Annotated in this window: 16 protein-coding genes and 1 CRISPR repeat array; of the genes, 3 read left to right on the top strand and 13 right to left on the bottom strand. The window is 66.5% G+C overall.

All coding sequences use genetic code 11. From position 1 onward, the window contains the following. Positions 1–168: 168 nt before the first annotated feature. The 7 genes from gatB to fliK form a co-directional block, all read right to left on the bottom strand. A complete protein-coding gene (gene gatB / locus ACYX4S_RS06045; protein ID WP_476362235.1) occupies positions 169–1,653 on the bottom strand; it encodes an Asp-tRNA(Asn)/Glu-tRNA(Gln) amidotransferase subunit GatB in 1,485 nt (494 codons plus the stop codon). Between the two features lie 248 nt (positions 1,654–1,901). Then, positions 1,902–2,756 (bottom strand): porin family protein, encoded by an 855-nt coding sequence (locus tag ACYX4S_RS06040; protein ID WP_293718400.1) that lies wholly within the window; start codon positions 2,754–2,756, stop codon positions 1,902–1,904. A 148-nt stretch (positions 2,757–2,904) separates the two neighbouring features. Beyond that, a complete protein-coding gene (locus ACYX4S_RS06035; protein WP_293718398.1) occupies positions 2,905–3,945 on the bottom strand; it encodes an AraC family transcriptional regulator in 1,041 nt (346 codons plus the stop codon). A gap of 239 nt (positions 3,946–4,184) precedes the next feature. Next, positions 4,185–4,772, bottom strand: a complete 588-nt coding sequence (locus ACYX4S_RS06030) for a nuclear transport factor 2 family protein (protein WP_293718396.1) — start codon at positions 4,770–4,772, stop codon at positions 4,185–4,187. Between the two features lie 104 nt (positions 4,773–4,876). After that, on the bottom strand, positions 4,877–6,319 hold the full coding sequence (locus ACYX4S_RS06025) for a DUF1254 domain-containing protein (protein ID WP_422070234.1): 1,443 nt from the start codon (positions 6,317–6,319) through the stop codon (positions 4,877–4,879). A 342-nt stretch (positions 6,320–6,661) separates the two neighbouring features. Continuing rightward, entirely contained in the window at positions 6,662–6,964 is a 303-nt protein-coding gene (locus ACYX4S_RS06020; RefSeq protein ID WP_422069085.1) for an EscU/YscU/HrcU family type III secretion system export apparatus switch protein, read from the bottom strand. Next, a complete protein-coding gene (gene fliK, locus ACYX4S_RS06015; RefSeq protein ID WP_476362234.1) occupies positions 6,961–8,163 on the bottom strand; it encodes a flagellar hook-length control protein FliK in 1,203 nt (400 codons plus the stop codon). Before fliK ends, ACYX4S_RS06020 begins: the two co-directional genes overlap by 4 nt. A gap of 197 nt (positions 8,164–8,360) precedes the next feature. Here fliK and ACYX4S_RS06010 point away from each other — a divergent pair, with 197 nt between their 5' ends. Beyond that, positions 8,361–8,639 (top strand): DUF6455 family protein, encoded by a 279-nt coding sequence (locus tag ACYX4S_RS06010; RefSeq protein ID WP_293718392.1) that lies wholly within the window; start codon positions 8,361–8,363, stop codon positions 8,637–8,639. A 34-nt stretch (positions 8,640–8,673) separates the two neighbouring features. Here ACYX4S_RS06010 and ACYX4S_RS06005 read toward each other — a convergent pair whose 3' ends face one another. The 5 genes from ACYX4S_RS06005 to ACYX4S_RS05985 form a co-directional block, all read right to left on the bottom strand. Continuing rightward, complete coding sequence (locus tag ACYX4S_RS06005) at positions 8,674–9,018, bottom strand: DMT family transporter (RefSeq protein ID WP_422069088.1); 345 nt, start codon at positions 9,016–9,018, stop codon at positions 8,674–8,676. 46 nt (positions 9,019–9,064) lie between these two features. Then, complete coding sequence (locus ACYX4S_RS06000) at positions 9,065–9,367, bottom strand: phosphatidylglycerophosphatase (protein ID WP_422069089.1); 303 nt, start codon at positions 9,365–9,367, stop codon at positions 9,065–9,067. A 94-nt stretch (positions 9,368–9,461) separates the two neighbouring features. Beyond that, on the bottom strand, positions 9,462–10,913 hold the full coding sequence (locus ACYX4S_RS05995) for a hypothetical protein (RefSeq protein WP_476362233.1): 1,452 nt from the start codon (positions 10,911–10,913) through the stop codon (positions 9,462–9,464). 139 nt (positions 10,914–11,052) lie between these two features. Continuing rightward, a complete protein-coding gene (locus ACYX4S_RS05990; RefSeq protein WP_476362232.1) occupies positions 11,053–12,105 on the bottom strand; it encodes a permease in 1,053 nt (350 codons plus the stop codon). 42 nt (positions 12,106–12,147) lie between these two features. Beyond that, positions 12,148–12,450: an ArsR/SmtB family transcription factor gene (locus tag ACYX4S_RS05985; RefSeq protein ID WP_476362231.1), complete on the bottom strand. Its 303-nt coding sequence runs from the start codon at positions 12,448–12,450 to the stop codon at positions 12,148–12,150. A gap of 260 nt (positions 12,451–12,710) precedes the next feature. Between ACYX4S_RS05985 and ACYX4S_RS05980 the strand changes: the two genes are divergently transcribed. Together ACYX4S_RS05980 and ACYX4S_RS05975 are read left to right on the top strand one after the other, a co-directional pair. After that, positions 12,711–12,968 (top strand): YjhX family toxin, encoded by a 258-nt coding sequence (locus tag ACYX4S_RS05980; protein ID WP_293718385.1) that lies wholly within the window; start codon positions 12,711–12,713, stop codon positions 12,966–12,968. A 40-nt stretch (positions 12,969–13,008) separates the two neighbouring features. Continuing rightward, positions 13,009–13,525: a CRISPR direct-repeat array (repeat unit 29 nt; unit sequence CGGTTCATCCCCGCGTGTGCGGGGAACAC). Positions 13,526–13,820: 295 nt separating this feature from the next. Beyond that, positions 13,821–14,483, top strand: a complete 663-nt coding sequence (locus ACYX4S_RS05975) for a LysE family translocator (protein ID WP_476362230.1) — start codon at positions 13,821–13,823, stop codon at positions 14,481–14,483. A 210-nt stretch (positions 14,484–14,693) separates the two neighbouring features. Here the strand turns inward: ACYX4S_RS05975 and gatA are convergent, their stop codons facing one another. After that, complete coding sequence (gene gatA, locus ACYX4S_RS05970; RefSeq protein ID WP_476362229.1) at positions 14,694–16,166, bottom strand: Asp-tRNA(Asn)/Glu-tRNA(Gln) amidotransferase subunit GatA; 1,473 nt, start codon at positions 16,164–16,166, stop codon at positions 14,694–14,696. Between the last annotated feature and the right edge of the window lie 67 nt (positions 16,167–16,233).

The following is a 16,233-nucleotide window of genomic DNA, read 5'->3' as shown; positions in this document are numbered from 1 at the left end:
AGGCGAAATGCGCTCCCGCCATCCTGATACATATTGCACTGCAAAATTTCGGGAGACAAGCGGATCTTGCGGTCGTGGTTTCCGCAAGACTCCCGTCCGCCCGCCCGGGGCCCTTCGCCCTCTGCGCGGGACCGGGCGGCGGACCGGGGGAATGCCCCTGGCGCCGTCCTACTCGATGCCGATCTTGGCCTTGAGCAGGTCGTTGACGGCCTGCGGGTTGGCCTTGCCGCCGGTGGCCTTCATCACCTGGCCGACGAACCAGCCGACGAGGCCCGGCTTGGCGCGCGCCTGCTCGACCTTGTCCGGGTTGGCGGCAATGATCTTGTCGACTTCCGCCTCGATGGCGCCGAGGTCGGTCACCTGCTTCATGCCGCGCGTCTCGACGATCTCTGCCGGATCGCCGCCCTCGGTCCACAGGATCTCGAACAGGTCCTTGGCGATCTTGCCCGAGATCGTGCCGTCCTTCAACAGGTCCACCAGGCCACCGAGCTGATCGGCGGAAACCGGGCTTTCAGAGAGGTCGAAGCCTTCCTTGTTCAACCGGCCGAACAGCTCGTTGATGACCCAGTTGGCGGAGAGCTTTGCATCGCGCCCCCTGGCCACCTTCTCGAAGAAGTCGGCCGAGGCGCGCTCGACGACCAGAATGTCCGCATCATAGGGCGTGAGGCCGAAGTCGCTGACGAAACGCGCTTTCTTCTCGTCCGGCAGTTCGGGCAGATGCTCGGCGAGCGCGTCCACATAGGCCTGGTCGAACTCGAGCGGCAAAAGGTCCGGATCCGGGAAATAGCGGTAGTCATGCGCCTCTTCCTTGGAGCGCATGGAGCGTGTTTCGCCCTTGACCGGATCGAACAGGCGCGTCTCCTGGTCGATGCTGCCGCCGTCTTCCAGAATGCCGATCTGGCGGCGTGCCTCATATTCGATGGCCTGGCCGACGAAGCGGATCGAGTTGACGTTCTTGATCTCGCAGCGGGTGCCGAAGGCCCCTCCCGGCGCGCGCACCGAGACGTTGACGTCGGCGCGCATGGAGCCCTGGTCCATGTTGCCGTCGCAGGTGCCCAGGTAGCGCAGGATGGTGCGCAGCTTGGTGAGATAGGCCTTGGCCTCGTCGGACGAACGCAGGTCCGGCTTGGAGACGATCTCCATCAGCGCCACGCCCGACCGGTTGAGGTCGACGAAGGACATGGTGGGATGCTGGTCGTGAAGCGACTTGCCCGCGTCCTGTTCCAGGTGCAGGCGCTCGACGCCAACGGTCACCTGCCGCCCCTCGGCCATGTCGAGGATGATCTCGCCCTCGCCGACGATCGGCTGCTTGAACTGGGAGATCTGATAGCCCTGCGGCAGGTCGGGGTAGAAATAGTTCTTCCGGTCGAAGACGGACTTGAGGTTGATCTGCGCCTTCAGGCCGAGGCCGGTGCGGATCGCCTGCTTGACGCATTCCTCGTTGATGACCGGCAGCATGCCCGGCATGGCCGCGTCGACGAGGCTGACGTTGTCGTTCGGGTCCTTGCCGAACTCGGTCGAGGCGCCGGAAAACAGCTTGGAGTTCGACGTGACCTGGGCATGGACCTCCATGCCGATCACGATTTCCCAATCGCCCGTCGCGCCCTTGATGAAGGATTTCGGATCGGGGGTGCGGGTGTCGACGATGCTCATGCCGTTTCAGTCCTGCCTGTCGCCCGCTCTTGCGAACCCTCGCGCACGCGCGCGAAAATCCGGCATCGGGCCTGTCTTGAACGCGTGACTGAGTGGGTAGTGGGTCTTGGCCCTCCCCGCAAGGGGGGAGTGCGGGGATCGGGGCGAGAGCGACGGCTTTGCGCCCTCATCGCACGCCGTCACGCCTTGTCGGGTCCGCGCGACTTTCCCCGCCGCCACCGAAAAACGTCCCGGAACCGAAAACAGCCCTAGAACTTGAAGGAAACACCTGCGATCGGGCCCTTGACGGTGACGTCGAAGTCGAAGGCGCCGTTCTTGTAGTCGACCCCGAGCGCACGATAGCCGGCAACCGCCGAGACGTGTTGGGAGAACTCGTAGCCGACGCCTCCCATGACGTCCCAGCCGAAATTCGACGAGCCGCCGCCGGCTATGGCCGTGCCGGTGAGATAGATCCGGTCGGTGACGTTAAAACGCCCCTTGAGGCCGCCCATGGCATCGATCCATGTCTCCGAATCCTTGAAGGACCGGCCGGCAAGGGCGCCGCCATTGTAGCTGAGCGTGTTTTCGACCGACCAGACGCGACCGCCAAGGACCGCATCCAGCCGCATGTTGTCACGCTCCAGGATCGCGTAACCGGCAAGCGCGGTCGCGGACATCGTGGACGAATCGAGCGCGACACTCGACGCCAGCACACCGCGCGGCGTGGTCTCGTCCGTGCCCAGCTTCAGGTAGAAGAAGTCCGTGGTGAGGCTGAAGGGGCCGTTGCGCACTTCCGCCGCGATCATGGCCGAGAACTGGAGATCGTTCAGGATATCGGAAAAGCCCATGTCGACATCGACGGGCGGGGCTCCGAAGGACGCGACCTTGCCCGACATGCCTGCGGCCCAGAAATAGGGCGCGACCTCGAAACTCCACGGGGACGGCAGGGCGTCCGCCTCCAGGGGGACAACGGCAACGGACGACGAGGGATCCGCCGCAAACGCGGGCACCGCCTGGAGACCGGCGGCAAAGCCGAGCCCGGCCAACAGGATGCGCGGCGTCACCATCTTCTTCAGCCGCCCGGACAGCGTTTCCATTTGCAGGTCCTCATGTTTCGCAGACATTCGATGGATCGCCGAAACGCATCGTGATGGCGCCTCCTCTGGATCGGAACGTCCCGGGCTCGTGCCGCCCGTCCGTTTGCCCGACCCGACTCCGGGATTCCAGCGTCCAGTAGACTTAGGAAAGAAGACGCTCCACCTGCTTTGCATTTCACGCCAACACGACCGGCTGGCGGAAACGCCTGAACTCCAGGGGAGAACACCCCATCCAGCGGCGGAAGGCCCTCGTGAAGCTCGCATGATCCTCGTAACCGAGCAGCAGTGCAATCTCCATGATGGGGAGGCTGGTTTCACGCAGGAGGCTCACCGCCCGCTCGTTTCGGGCGATGGTCACGATCTCGCGGTAGGAATAGCCCTTTTCCAGAAGCTGCCGTTGCAGGCTCCGCACGCTGAGGCCGGCCATCCGCGCCGCGCCCTCGATGTCCGTCCGTCCGTCGAGCAGACGGAGCGCGGCGATCGCCGACATGGCGCGTGCCGGCTCCGGCGCGCGGGAAAGGGCATTGTCCGCAGTCACCTCCCTCAGCGTGATGATCCTGGAGGTTTCCGCCGCGTTCCCCGCCTTACGGATGTCGAGATCGCCGGGTTTGAACGCGATCCCTGTCCCCTTGCAGCCGAAGCGGACGGGGACCTGCAGCCTGTCTTCCATCAGATGGGCGTCGCTGTCGCGCTGGTAGGGAACCTCGACCCACTCCGGCAGCCAGCCCGGCCCGAGAAACAGCCTGGCGATGATGATCATCGGGCCGATCAGGTGATCGATGTGCTGTACGGCCGACTGTCCGGGCTGCCGTTTGACGTGGCGCCAGAGCGTGGCCTTCTCGCCTTCGACAAGCTCCAGCCTGCCATCGGAGGCATGGGCCCAGAAGGTCAGGTTGTAGCGCCGGATCGCCTTGCCCAGCGTGTCGGCCGTGGCGCCATAGCGCCCCCACAGGCCGTAGCCCCACGCCTTCTGCATCTCGAATCCGATCTCGAGACCGAAGGTCCGGTCGCCGAGTTCGTGTCCGCATCGCTCGAAAAGGCTGATCATGGCCGGAAGGGGAACCGGGGTGTGCGGCGCCCCGATGACGTCAACGGGAAGCCCCGCCTTCTCGAAAACCCGCCAGAGCGCCCGTTCGCCGGCTCGCTGCTCAAAGACCGAGGGGAGCGGACCGAACCCGCTCGCCCTGACCAGGAGTATCGACCCGCTATCGCTCATCGGCCCCGCCGTGCTGGAAGTGTATTGGAGAACACGGAGCGGATCCTGCTGGCCCCCACCCTTCCGCGCAAGTGAAAACGGGCTCGCGGAAAGAGCGTCCTTCTCCCGCGCCAGTGGTTCCGGAGGGACCGACAGAACGCAAAAACCTTCCGGAAGCAGGGCCTCGCTTGCCCCGGCCTCCGGAAGGTCGTGTCATGTCAGGACTTTCGTCATGTCCGCCTTTTTGCGGATGCACCGCCTTACTTCTCGGGAACCGGTGCGTCCGGGAAGTCATGCCAGCGCTTGATCTTCCAGCCCTCCGGCCCCTTCACCAGCCAGCCTTCATAGTTGAGGCTCGACACGGCGGTGAAGGTCTTGCCGTCCTTGGCGTTGGTCAGAAGCCCGGCGACGCTGACGTGCGCGGTGTCGGCCGTCTGTTCCAGGAACAGGATGTTCGACATCAGGTGCCGGCGCTGGTTGCCGGAGGAGCTGAACTGCTTCATCCGCTCCCGCCAGAACGTGCGGAAGCCCTCTCCGGTGAAGGACACGGCCCCCGCCCCCGGCACGCCGGCGACGAACACGACATCGTCCGTGAACAGCTTGAACCAGGCATCGGCCTCGTAGTTGTCGTAGGCGAAGGAATAGGCGTAGAGCAGATTGGCGATCGCCAGCCGGTCGGCGGCGTCGAAGTCGACGCTCCCCGGATTGCCCTTCGGCGCATAGGTCCGAAGCGCCTTGGCGTCCTTGGCGATGCTGGCGCCTTCCGGCAACCCGGTCTCGGCCAGCGCCGGCAGCGGGGCCGCGGCAAGCAGGGAACCGATCATGGCAAGGGGGATGAGCTGCTTCATGTCTCTCTCACTTGGAACGAACTGGGGAAAGTGTCCGGATGAACGGAAACGGATCCGGCGCGAGGCGTCCGGATCCGCTCCTGTGCATTCCCTCGGGCCGGCTCCTACTTTGCCGTGTCGGCGGAAGGCTTGCCAACCTTGGTGATCGCCGGCGGCGCCCATTTGCCGATCAGGACCGGGGGCTTGGGAGCGTAGAGCCGCATGGTCACGTTGAACGGACCATCCGGGGCCGGCAGCCAGTTGGCTTCCTTGTCCTTGCCGGGGCTCTCATGCTGGAAGTAGAGGTCGAGCGAACCGTCCTCGTTCTTCTGCATCGGCATCCAGCTTGAAAGGGCAAAGCGGTTCAGGCTGTTGGCGACCTGGTAGCCGTCGTTGTCGTAGATCGTGACGGACCAGAAGGCATTGACCGGCGGAATGTCGTCCGCATCGAAATGCAGGACATAGTTGTTGGCTCCGTCGAGCGGGTTGCCATCGCCGTCCGTCATGGCAATCGGGTAGACGGCGTCCTCCGGCAGGTTCGCACCGAGACCGATCTGGGTCATGATCGCCCGCTTGAGATAATAGGCGCCGTAGACACCCACCATCTCGACGTCCATCGACCACTGGTTCTCGACATTCGAGATGCGCGGGCTCTTCCAGGCCATCAGCTTCTGCGCCGTGCCGGGCGCGGCCTTGAGCGCGGACTGCACGATCGGGCTCGCCGCGTCGAAGTCGAAGCTCTCGCCCACCTCGAACCCGAGACGGGACATGCGCGCCAGAATCGGCTGGTCGATGTTGTGCGGCGGCTCGACCTTCATCAGCTCCAGGCCGTAGGTGAAGTAGTCCTTGCCGGCCATCGAATCGACCTGCTTCTTCGGCGGGGTCTTCGTGTCGACGGTCGGATCCGGCGCGTAAGGCGGCCGGGAAACCTCCTGTCCCCATTTGGACAGCGGCGTCACCTTGTAGCCGGCCTGGATCTTGTGAACGGCCTCATAGTCGGCGGGGCCGTCCGTCTTGGTCCGCCCGATGATCCAGACATGGTTCGTCGGAGCCTCGAGGAGCTGGGTCTCCTCGGGGAGGCCGAGCTTTCCGGCGAAGTCCTTGCCGAGCTCCGAGCCGTCCTCCGGCTCCCAGCCGGGACCGGTGACCAGGAAGGTCGCGGCCTGCGTTCCCGTGGTCCGCGAGCCCGGCGACGCGAAGACATTCGTCCACATGTCGAGCATCGGCAGGAGGTAGTAGCGTCCGTCGGTGTCGGGCGCGGAGACGATCATCGGCTCCTTCTGGAGATCGAGGAACGTCGAGGAATAGAGCGTGTCGAAATTGGGTCGCACGACCGACTTTTCATCCGCCGTGGGATAGGCCGGAATGTTGGCGAACCAGTTCTCGTAACCGCCCATGGACCCCGGACCGGCCTTGACGGTGACCAGTTGCCTGCGCGTCAGGTCCATGGTGATGAGCGGATACAGATAGAGATAGGCTTCGACCGCGATCTCGTTCGCTTCCGCCTGAGTGAGGTCCTTCGCCTGTGCGAAGCCGCCTCCGGCCATGGTGACGGACGTCGCGAACATGACGCCTGCAAGTGCCGCCTTTATCTTCAATTTTCATCTCCAGGTCTGAGCATTGCCCGATATCCCGGATTATCGACGGCAGCGGTGTGGTGAAGGATGAGCCCGAAAACACCCTGGCGTCGGCGCGCCAGGGCGCTCACATGCCGTAACGGGAAAGATCGGCCGGCCGGTTGCGGGCCTCTTTCCGGTTGCCAGCCTCAATCAGGCGGACACTCCTCGCGTATCCGAAGCTGCCATCGGGAACCGGGGAGTGCGAGTGTGGGCGCAATCGACGCGGACATGCTTTGCATTTTCCGCCAGCGGAAACGGCAACACCGCAGATCGCGGCAGTTGTCCCGCCCTTCAGCCGCCCGACGACCTCGGCAGGTCCAGCACGTGCCGCAGGATCAGCGCCACCGCCTCGAACAGCTCGGGCGGCACGTCCTCGTCGAACGGCACGCTCGCCATCAGGTCGGCAAGGGCGGCGTCATCCTCCACCGACACGCCGTTCGCAACCGCATCCGCCAGCAGCCGTGCCGCGAGCTCGCCGCGTGCACGCGCCGTGTCGCGCGGTGCCCCCGCCTGGTCGTAGGCAAGGGCGGCCGACTGTGCCGTTGGCGCCACGCCCGGACCGGAGGGCGCGGCAGGTCCGTCCTGCCCGCTCATGACACACGGTCCACAAGCTGGCCGGAGCTTGCCGCCTCATGCCCAGGGTCGGGCGGATCGGCGGCCATGGCGGCGACGCGCAGGTCCGCGACCTCGAGGCCGAGCGCGGAAAGGCCGGTGCGGATCTCGCCCAGTTCGCGCGCCAGGCGCAGGCGCGTCTCGTCACGCTCGACGGACAGATGGGCGAAGAACCTCCGCCCGTCGAGACCCGCAAGCCCCTCCACCGCACCGCCGTCCGGACTGTCCAGGCCGAACCGCAGGCGAAAGGCGGGATGGGCGCCCTCCCCCTCGTGGCCGGGCGTGTCGTCGCGTCCGATCCGCAGTTCCAGCACCATCACGCCCGGCGACACCGCCAGCGGCAGGAGGATCACCTGATCCGCTCCCCGTGCGCCCTCGCCGGGCGGATCGCCGACAAGCCCGCGCGAGGCGAGCCCCGCGAAACGGGCACGAGCCAGCGCCGCGAGCGTCTTGGCCAGAAGCAGCGCGGCGACCTCTTTCCCGTCACGGGCGGCAAGGGCGGCTGTCAGCGCCGGGCTCGCCTTTTCGGCCCCCTCCCCGCCCAGGTGGCGGGCAAGGCCTGGAAGCGGCGGCGGTGTCGCCTGTCGCGGTTGCGCCTCGCGCCCGCCGGCCGCCCCTTCGAGGCTTGCCGCGAGATCGGCCAGCACGGAGCCGAGCCGCCCGCCCGAAACATTGCGGACCGCCTCCCGCAGGGTCTTTCCCTCCAGAGATCCGGCCGAAAGCTGCATCCCGAACAGCGTCGAGATTGCCTGCGCCAGCCCGGGCGGCAGCGCCCGCTGACCGCCCCCCAGCGACAGCACGAGCGCCGACAGCCCGGCATAGAGCGGGGCGAGTCCGTCCTGATCGGCGGCAAGGCGGGTTGCGAGATCGGCCATGCGCGCGGCGGCGGGGCTGGTCGCCGCCTGTGGCGGCACGGAGGTGTCCGCGCGCACCGAGAAACTTTGTTCGCCGGGTTTGCCCTCGACGGAAAGGAGCGCGCGGCTTCCCACGGGCAGCATTTCCTGCCCCTCCACGTCGAGCTGGAAGCCGCCTCCGCCGCCCGAGACGAGCCGCATCACGCCCTCGCCCATGTGGCGGGCGACGCGCACGGCGATGAGGTCGCCGACGGCCAGCGGCGGCAGGCGGGTCACCGGCGTGACCGGAACGACGCCCGTGGGCGTCGAGATGCGGGACACTGACACGGCCTGGCGCCTCTCCCTGGACAGGCGGTGCGCGCCGGGCGCGGCACGCCGAATTTCGCCGCCGGTTTGACCTTGGTCAATTCCCCGGTCCGCCGACAGGCGCAGTGTGACACCGCCTTGCGCGCACGCGCAAGGCGCATCGGCCACGGGCCGAACCGGGGCGCGAGCCCTCACGATATCACGGACGGGAGACGAAAATGGGACTGCTGAAGCGGATGGACGAGCGCGCGCGGCTGATGGGCGAGATGATGCGCACCGTCGGCGCGACGGAGGGAATGCCCGAGTCGCTGAGCCTTGAGGCCAGCCTGCGTCGCGCGGCCGGAAACTGCCTGAGCTGCACGCGTCCGCAGGAGTGCTCGCAGTGGCTCGAGGACAACGCCGAGGGGGCCGAGCGCGCGCCCGGCTACTGCCCCAATGCCGACCTCTTCGCCGACTGGCGCCGTCGCGCCTCGCGGCGGGTGCCGTTCCAGATCTGAGGCAGGCGCGCGTCCCCCGTATCCGGCGCCGACGTCAGTGCGGGATGGACGAGGAGAAGACGTTGACGACGATGACGCCGGCGATGATGAGGCCAAGGCCGATCAGCGCCGGCACGTCGAGCGACTGCCGAAACAGCACGTATCCCACGCCCGAGATCAGCACGATCCCGAGACCGCTCCACATCGCATAGGCGATGCCGACGGGGATCGTCTTCAACACCACGGACAGGAAATAGAACGCGCCCAGGTAGCACGCGGCCATGATCAGCGTGGGCAGTGGGCGCGTGAACTGCTGCGACTGCTGCAGCGCGGTGGTTCCCACCACCTCCAACGACACGGCGACGGCAAGCGCCGCATAGGCGACAACGGACGAGGCCATCTTCACTTCTCCGGGAGACGGGAGCCGCGCGAACGCGGCGGTGTGGCTACTTGCGACCTTTGGCGCGATTGCGCAGACCGTGCACCAGCGTGGCGGCCAGCGCTCCGCCCAGGAAGCGGAAGGGCAGCACGGCCAGCGGTCCGCCCTCATAGCCACCCACCGGCGCGATGCCGCTGAAGTTCATCGAAACGTCGAGCAACAGGCTGAGCGCCGCGGCGGCGATGCCCGCGATCACGAGCTTGGCGCGTGCGTCCGCGAACCAGCCGAGCGCGCCGCCGATCAGCAGCGCGAAAGGGTTGGCGAGGCCGGCAAGCCCGAACAGGACGGAAAGCGTGTCTTGCATCATCATGCTGCCGTTGTAGGCCCGCCCGGCGAAAAAGGAAACCGGGTCGAAAGCGCCTCTCGCGGCCCCGCCGGACACGCCTCCTTCATGAGGCCGCTGCCTAATTCCGCTTCGGCTTCCAGGACTGATAGGCCAGCATGTTGTCTTCAAGCTGCCTGAGAACCCGCGAGCCGCAGCCGCCATTCTTCTCGACCATCCGGCGGATGCCGCTTGCGTATCCGGCGGTCTCGCCGGTGGTTTTGGCGCGGCGCACGATATTGGCGAACTTCGCCGGAACGGAGAAATATGTTCGCCCCTGATCCTGCGCGGAGCGGCTGAGGACGACGCCATAGCCGTTGCGCCAGGTTCTCACCAGCTTGTGGTCCACCGCGAACTGCCTGCCCCGCTCGCCGCACAGGCCAACCGCATTGCTCTTGATCAGCGCGTATTGGGCGACCACGGGTTCCCAGCGCGCCTTGCGGGCCTCATCGTTGATTCGCGTTTTCAGCCCCCGGAACAGCCCGGCCACCAGCCCGACGGCCGTGTCACGCCCCATCGCGGCAACGACACGCTCACGCTTGAGCTGCTCCAGCCCGGAGAAATCGGCGGCGTAGAACCTGACGAAGATCTCCCGGAAATCCGGGGAGACATCCGCGAACATCCGTGAGATCCGCCGTCGCTCACCACCACTCAGGCCCGACCGGAACTGCGACCAGTATTCGCGTTCCGCGCATTCCCGGTCGTCGACATCGCGGGGGCAGATGTAGCGGGCCTTGCCGCCGATGGCCCGGGCAACCGCGACCTCGAGCTTGCGCGCGTCGGGGGTATGACCGCCGAGCCTGCCGCCGACGCGCCAGAGCTGGTTCGCCGGTCCGAGGTCCTTCTTCACGCCCCATCCGTTGGCATAGGAGTGGCCGAGGTAAAGGATCCCCAGGGCATGGCCGGCCCGCTCCGCCTTGCGGAACTCCTTGAAGGCCGCATCGTGCTGTCCGTTCATCAGCAGGGCGCGCCCGAGCTGGAAGTGAAGACGGGGAATATCCGGGTGGTCGGCGACATCGGCCTCACAGGCGGCCACGGCGCCGGCGGCATCCATCTCCGGTTCGAGCATGGCCGTCACGCCCTTGGGCGCCGTGATGTCGTTGGGATGCGCCGCGAGACGGTCGCACTCATAAACCGGCTCATCCGGCAGCAGGGGACGCGCCTCGGAAAAGCGGACCGGAACGAAGTCCTTCGCCCGGACACTGAAGCAGCAGAAACTCGGCATGCCGAACGTCGAGATGGTCGTATAGGCGATCGAGCGTGCCTCCGGGCACGCCGTCTTGAGCGCCTTGCCGAAGACCTCGAACATCGGGAAAAGCTTCGAAACGCTCCCCTCGTCAACCAGTTCGCGCGCACCCTTGTAGGCGAAGGTCGTGTCCGGCCGGCACCAGGGAAGGCCCCTGATGCTGGGAACAAAAGTCAGACCGTCGACCTCGAAGGTCCCCTGGTCGGAAAATCCCGTGTCCGCCGAGGCGGTCGAGGCCATCGTCAATGCGAGATAGAAAATCGCGAAATAACGAATGTATTGCTTCATGAATTCATTTTCCCCAGCCGCAAAATGCCTTTGGGGCACATGATAGACATCGCAATTCACATCTCAAGCCGGTTCCTTATTTCCCGGGGCATGACGGCCGGATGACAGGCGGCATGCCTGTCATCCGGAAGTTCCGGCCTCAGCCCGCCAGAAACGCCTGATACACCAGCCCGCTTGCCAGGGAGCCTGCAAGGGCAAAGGCGAGATACAGCACGAAGACCGGCAGGCGCACGAGCGCGAAGACGGCGATTGCGGCCGGAATCGACGTGACACCGCCGGCCACCAGGAACGACAAGCCCGCCCCCGGGTCCATGCCCTGCCCGATCAGCCCGGAAACGAGCGGCAGCGCGGCGTAGCCGTTGAGATAGGCGGGCACGCCCACCAGCGTCGCCAGGACGACCGGCCACAGGCCCGTGCCGCCGAGCGTTTCCGCGATCCAGGCCTGGGGAACATAGACCAGCATCAGGCTTTCGAGCAGGAAAGCCAACGTCAGCCACCTGAAGAGAAACAGGGTCACCGACAGCCCCTCACGGGCGAACCGCGCGCGTCCTTGCGGGTCCCGCCAGAATGCCCAGGTCACCGGTTTGGGCGTGCGCGCGGAGGCGCCACAGCAACCGCCATTGCCCACACCCTTGCGAAGGGGCGCGTCAAGGAACCCGTTTCGCATCAGGACATGGGTGGCATAGCCCCCGAAAAGCCCGAGAAAGACGGCGGCAAGCGTCTTTGCAACCGCGAAATCGAGCCCGAGGAGCCCGGCGGTCAGCACGAACATGGACGGGTCGATCACCGGCGACGCCAGCCAGAACGCCATCACCGCCGACAACGGCACGCCCATGGCCAGAAGCGCCGCGATCAGCGGAATCACGCCACAGGAACAGAAGGGCGAAAGGCCACCGAAAAGCGCCGCGACCGCGATCATCGTCATCGGCGCGCCGGAAAAAACGCGCGCGACGAGCGCGTCCGCCCCGCTTGCCGTCACATAGGCGGCAATGGCGATGGACAAGAGCAGGTAGGGCGCGGTGTCCAGCAAGGCCCCCGCCACGAACCGGAGGCTCGCCCCGGCCTGTGCCGGCGCCACGACCGCCAGGACAAGAAGGATCGCGGCGACCGCGAGCCAGGGTTTCTCGCGACGCCACAGGCCGCGCAGGACGACAGGTCCGGGGAAAGCGTCTCTCAGGTTCACGTCAGTCATACCGATATACCTAGGTTTGTGGTTATTTTGACCAAAAAGAGATCACGCCACATCGCTCGCGGACCGCACACCCTTGCAGCATTCCTCGCCGAGGAAGCCGACCAGTTCATCCATGGCCTCGAAATCGGCCCGGCTGAGGATCACCCGCCCGTGCCGCTCCTGCACCACGAGTCCGGCCCCGACCAGGGCGCGCAGATGATGCGCGAGCGTCGAGGCGGGCATGTCCAGATGCGCGCTGATCTCGCCAACGTTGAGCCCGTCATGACCGCTGCGCACCAGCAGCCGGAACACGCTCAACCGGGCTTCATGTCCAAGCGCGGCCAGTGCCCGCGCCGCTTTCGTCATCTTCGGATCGGCCTTCATAAAGAAACTATATTTCTGGTTATATGACGGAGTCAAGCCAGCCTCTTGCACCTTGTCGCCCCTCGCGCCATATGAGGATCGCGCGCGCCGCAAGGGCGGCGTGTTCGACACATGGAGATTTGATGCGCAGCAGCCGGGAGACCCGGTAACGCCCGTCCGTGGAAGGACGGGCCATTGACTGGCGACGCCGCACGCGAAGGGGCTGCGGCGACTGCCGTCCTGCATCAATTTCCAGGTTTTTCATGGACATATCAAAGGCCGAGCAGCGGGTCCTGCACCTGCTCGCTCAAGGCGGCGCGATCCGGGTCGAGAAGAACGATCGCGGCCGCATCGAGGATGTCACCCTTGTCACGCGCGAGGGCTGGTATCGCGACGACCTGACGCTGGAGCTGTTCCGCAAGCTCAAGCGGCGGCGCTACATCGCCTCCGCCCGCGCCCTGCCCTATCGCATCACACGGCTCGGGCTGCAGCGCGTGCGTGCGCAGGCGAACAACCGGTAACGGCGAAAGACAACCGCTCCCCCGGCACGAACCGGGGGAGCGGCCCCACCCCGCGTATGCGGGGAACACGTGATCTCGACCCACAACGGCGTCCTCAACCCCGGTTCATCCCCGCGTGTGCGGGGAACACGCCGTGGCCTGCCATCACTACCAGCTCGGGTACGGTTCATCCCCGCGTGTGCGGGGAACACGTCGCACTCTTGCCGCCAGTTCCGAGGATCGCCGGTTCATCCCCGCGTGCGCGGGGAACACTGACCAACCGCCGGCTTGGCGAATGCGTAGCACGGTTCATCCCCGCGTGTGCGGGGAACACGGGTCAGCAAAACGGGTCCGCTCCGGCACCCACGGTTCATCCCCGCGTGTGCGGGGAACACGTGTCCATAGTCGGTTCCAGAAATGTCAGGGCCGGTTCATCCCCGCGTGTGCGGGGAACACTTGGCGCTCTTGGCTGAGAGATAGGCAACGCCCGGTTCATCCCCGCGTGTGCGGGGAACACTTGGTGTCCATGTGCTTGAGGATTTCCTCGTCCGGTTCATCCCCGCGTGTGCGGGGAACACCCTTCCTGAAGAAGACTGATTTTCCTCACCATTTTCAAGCAGGAAAAGTCTACCAGCATTTTCATGCGTCCGAAAGCTCCCGCCACGCGCGCTGCGGGGCCGCTCGGTCGGGGGCGTTTCCCGCATTCCCGTCCCCGTCAGGCTCCCCCAAAGAGTGTCCCCCAAAGAGTGTCCCCGCGCTTTCCCCGTCCGCTTGCCGGCAGGTGTCAGCGACAGCGCGGCGCGCCTTTGCGCGACAGGGTTTTCAAACCGCGAAAAGTATGGATTGCTCGTGAGGTTCAACGAGAGGTTTCCCATGTCGTTCGATACCTGGCTTGCCTTCGCCACCGCCTCCTTCGTCATGCTGGCCATTCCCGGCCCGACGATCCTGCTGGTGGTGTCCTACGCCCTCAGCCATGGCCGTTCCGTCGCGGCCGCCGTCGTGATCGGTGTGGCGCTCGGCGATCTCACCGCCATGACCGCGTCGATGCTGGGCCTCGGCGCGCTGCTCGCGACCTCGGCGACGCTCTTCACCGCGCTGAAGTGGGTCGGCGCCGCCTATCTCGCCTGGCTCGGGGTCAAGCTCTGGCGCGCGCCCGTGTCCGACGCCGCGCCACAGACGGACGCCGGCGCATCCCCGGCGCAAGAGGCCGCCCGGGATGCGAAGGGGCTCGGCCGCATCGCCTTTCACGCCTTCGCGGTCACGGCGCTCAATCCCAAGAGCATCATGTTCTTCGTCGCCTTCCTGCCGCTCTTCGTGGATCCGGCCCGCCCCCTGCTTGCCCAGACCGTGATCCTGGAGGCGACCTTCGTCGGCCTCGCGGCTCTCAACGCCGCCGCCTACGGTCTCATGGCGGCGGCCGTCGGCAACCGGCTGACGCGCCCCTCCGTGCGCCGCATGGTGAACCGGGCCGGCGGCACGGCCATGATCGGCGCCGCCGCTCTCGCGCTCACCTGGCGCCGCGCGGCGGCGAGCTGAGGGGCCGCGAAAATCCCCGCGCCGGACGGTTGCGTCCGGGCGGGGACAACACCACGCCCGATCACGCAAAATGGCAACGCAAAACGTCAACGCAAAAGGCCCGGACGGGATGCCGTCCGGGCCTTTTCATCAGGCATCAGCCTGAAAAACTTTCGCGCAAGTTTCGCGCAAATTTTCGAAAAAACCCGCCTGAAATCGAGTCGCGCGCGCTTACCACCACTTCGCCGGCTCGAAGCGGCCGGCGGCCTCCTCGATGACCTGGCCGAGGCTGTAGAGCGTCTCCTCGCCGAACGGGCGGCCGATGAGCTGGAGCCCGAGCGGCAGTCCCTTGCCGTTGAGCCCGGCCGGCACGGCAAGGCCCGGCAGGCCGGCCATGTTCACCGTGACGGTGAAGATGTCGAGAAGGTACATCTGCACCGGATCCGTGACCGCGCCGGGCGCGAAGGCGGCATCCGGCGTCGCGGGCGCCAGGATCGCGTCGACGCCGGCCTCGAAGGCCAGGTCGAAGTCGCGCTTGATCAGCGAGCGGACCTTCTGCGCCTTGAGATAATAGGCGTCGTAATAGCCGGCCGACAGCACATAGGTGCCGATCAGGATGCGGCGCTTCACTTCGGCGCCGAAACCGGCCGCGCGGGTGTTCTCATACATGTCGACGATGTCGTCGCCGGGCACCCTGAGGCCGTAGCGGACGCCATCGTAGCGCGCGAGGTTGGACGAGGCTTCCGCCGGCGCCACGATGTAATAGGCCGGCAGCGCGTATTTCGTGTGCGGCAGCTCGATGTCGACGATCTCGGCACCGGCTTCCTTCAGCCACGCGATGCCCTGCTCCCAAAGGGCGGAGACCTCGGGCGCCAGCCCCTCGACCCGGTACTGGGCCGGAATGCCGATGCGCAGGCCCTTCACGGACCGGCCCACGGCGGCCTCGTAGTCGGGCACGGGCGCATCGACGGAGGTGGTGTCCTTCGCGTCGACCGAGGCCATGGACGACAGCAGGATCGCGTTGTCGCGCACGGTCCGGGTGATCGGCCCCGCCTGGTCGAGCGACGAGGCGTAGGAGACGATGCCCCAGCGCGAGCAGCGGCCGTAGGTCGGCTTCATGCCGACCGTGCCGGTGAGCGCGGCCGGCTGGCGGATCGAGCCGCCGGTGTCCGTCGCGGTGGCGCCGAGGCACGTGAAGGCGGCAACGGCGGCCGCCGATCCGCCCGAGGACCCGCCGGGAACCAGCGCCTCGTCGGAGCCTTCCGCGCGCCACGGGTTGACGACCGGGCCGTAGCAGGAGGTCTCGTTGGACGAGCCCATGGCGAACTCGTCCATGCTGAGCTTGCCGAGCATCACGGCGCCGTCCGCCCACAGGTTGGCGGTGACGGTCGATTCGTACGGCGGCTTGAAGCCTTCCAGGATGCGGCTGCAGGCCTGGGTGTGGACGCCCTCGGTGGCGAAGAGGTCCTTCACGCCGAGCGGCACGCCCTCCAGACGGCCCGCCGTGCCGCCGGCAAGCCGCTTGTCGGAGGCTTCCGCCATGGCCCGCGCCTTGTCGCCGGTGACGGCCACATAGGCGTTGAGCTTCGGATTGGCCGTCTCGATCGCGCCAAGATGGGCGTCGGTGAGTTCCACCGCGCTGATGTCGCGCGCCTTCAGCGCGTCGCGCGCCTCGGCCAGGGTCAGTTTCGTCAGCTCGCTCATGTATCCGTCTCGCTGGGAAGTCTCATGCTCGAAGGGCTCAGGCTGCGCTTGTCCCGCCCCCAGCGCC

Source organism: Stappia sp. ABD4_338 (genome assembly GCF_056312175.1).
Note: the sequence above shows the minus strand (reverse complement) of the source record. Positions and strands in the feature narration are given on the sequence as shown.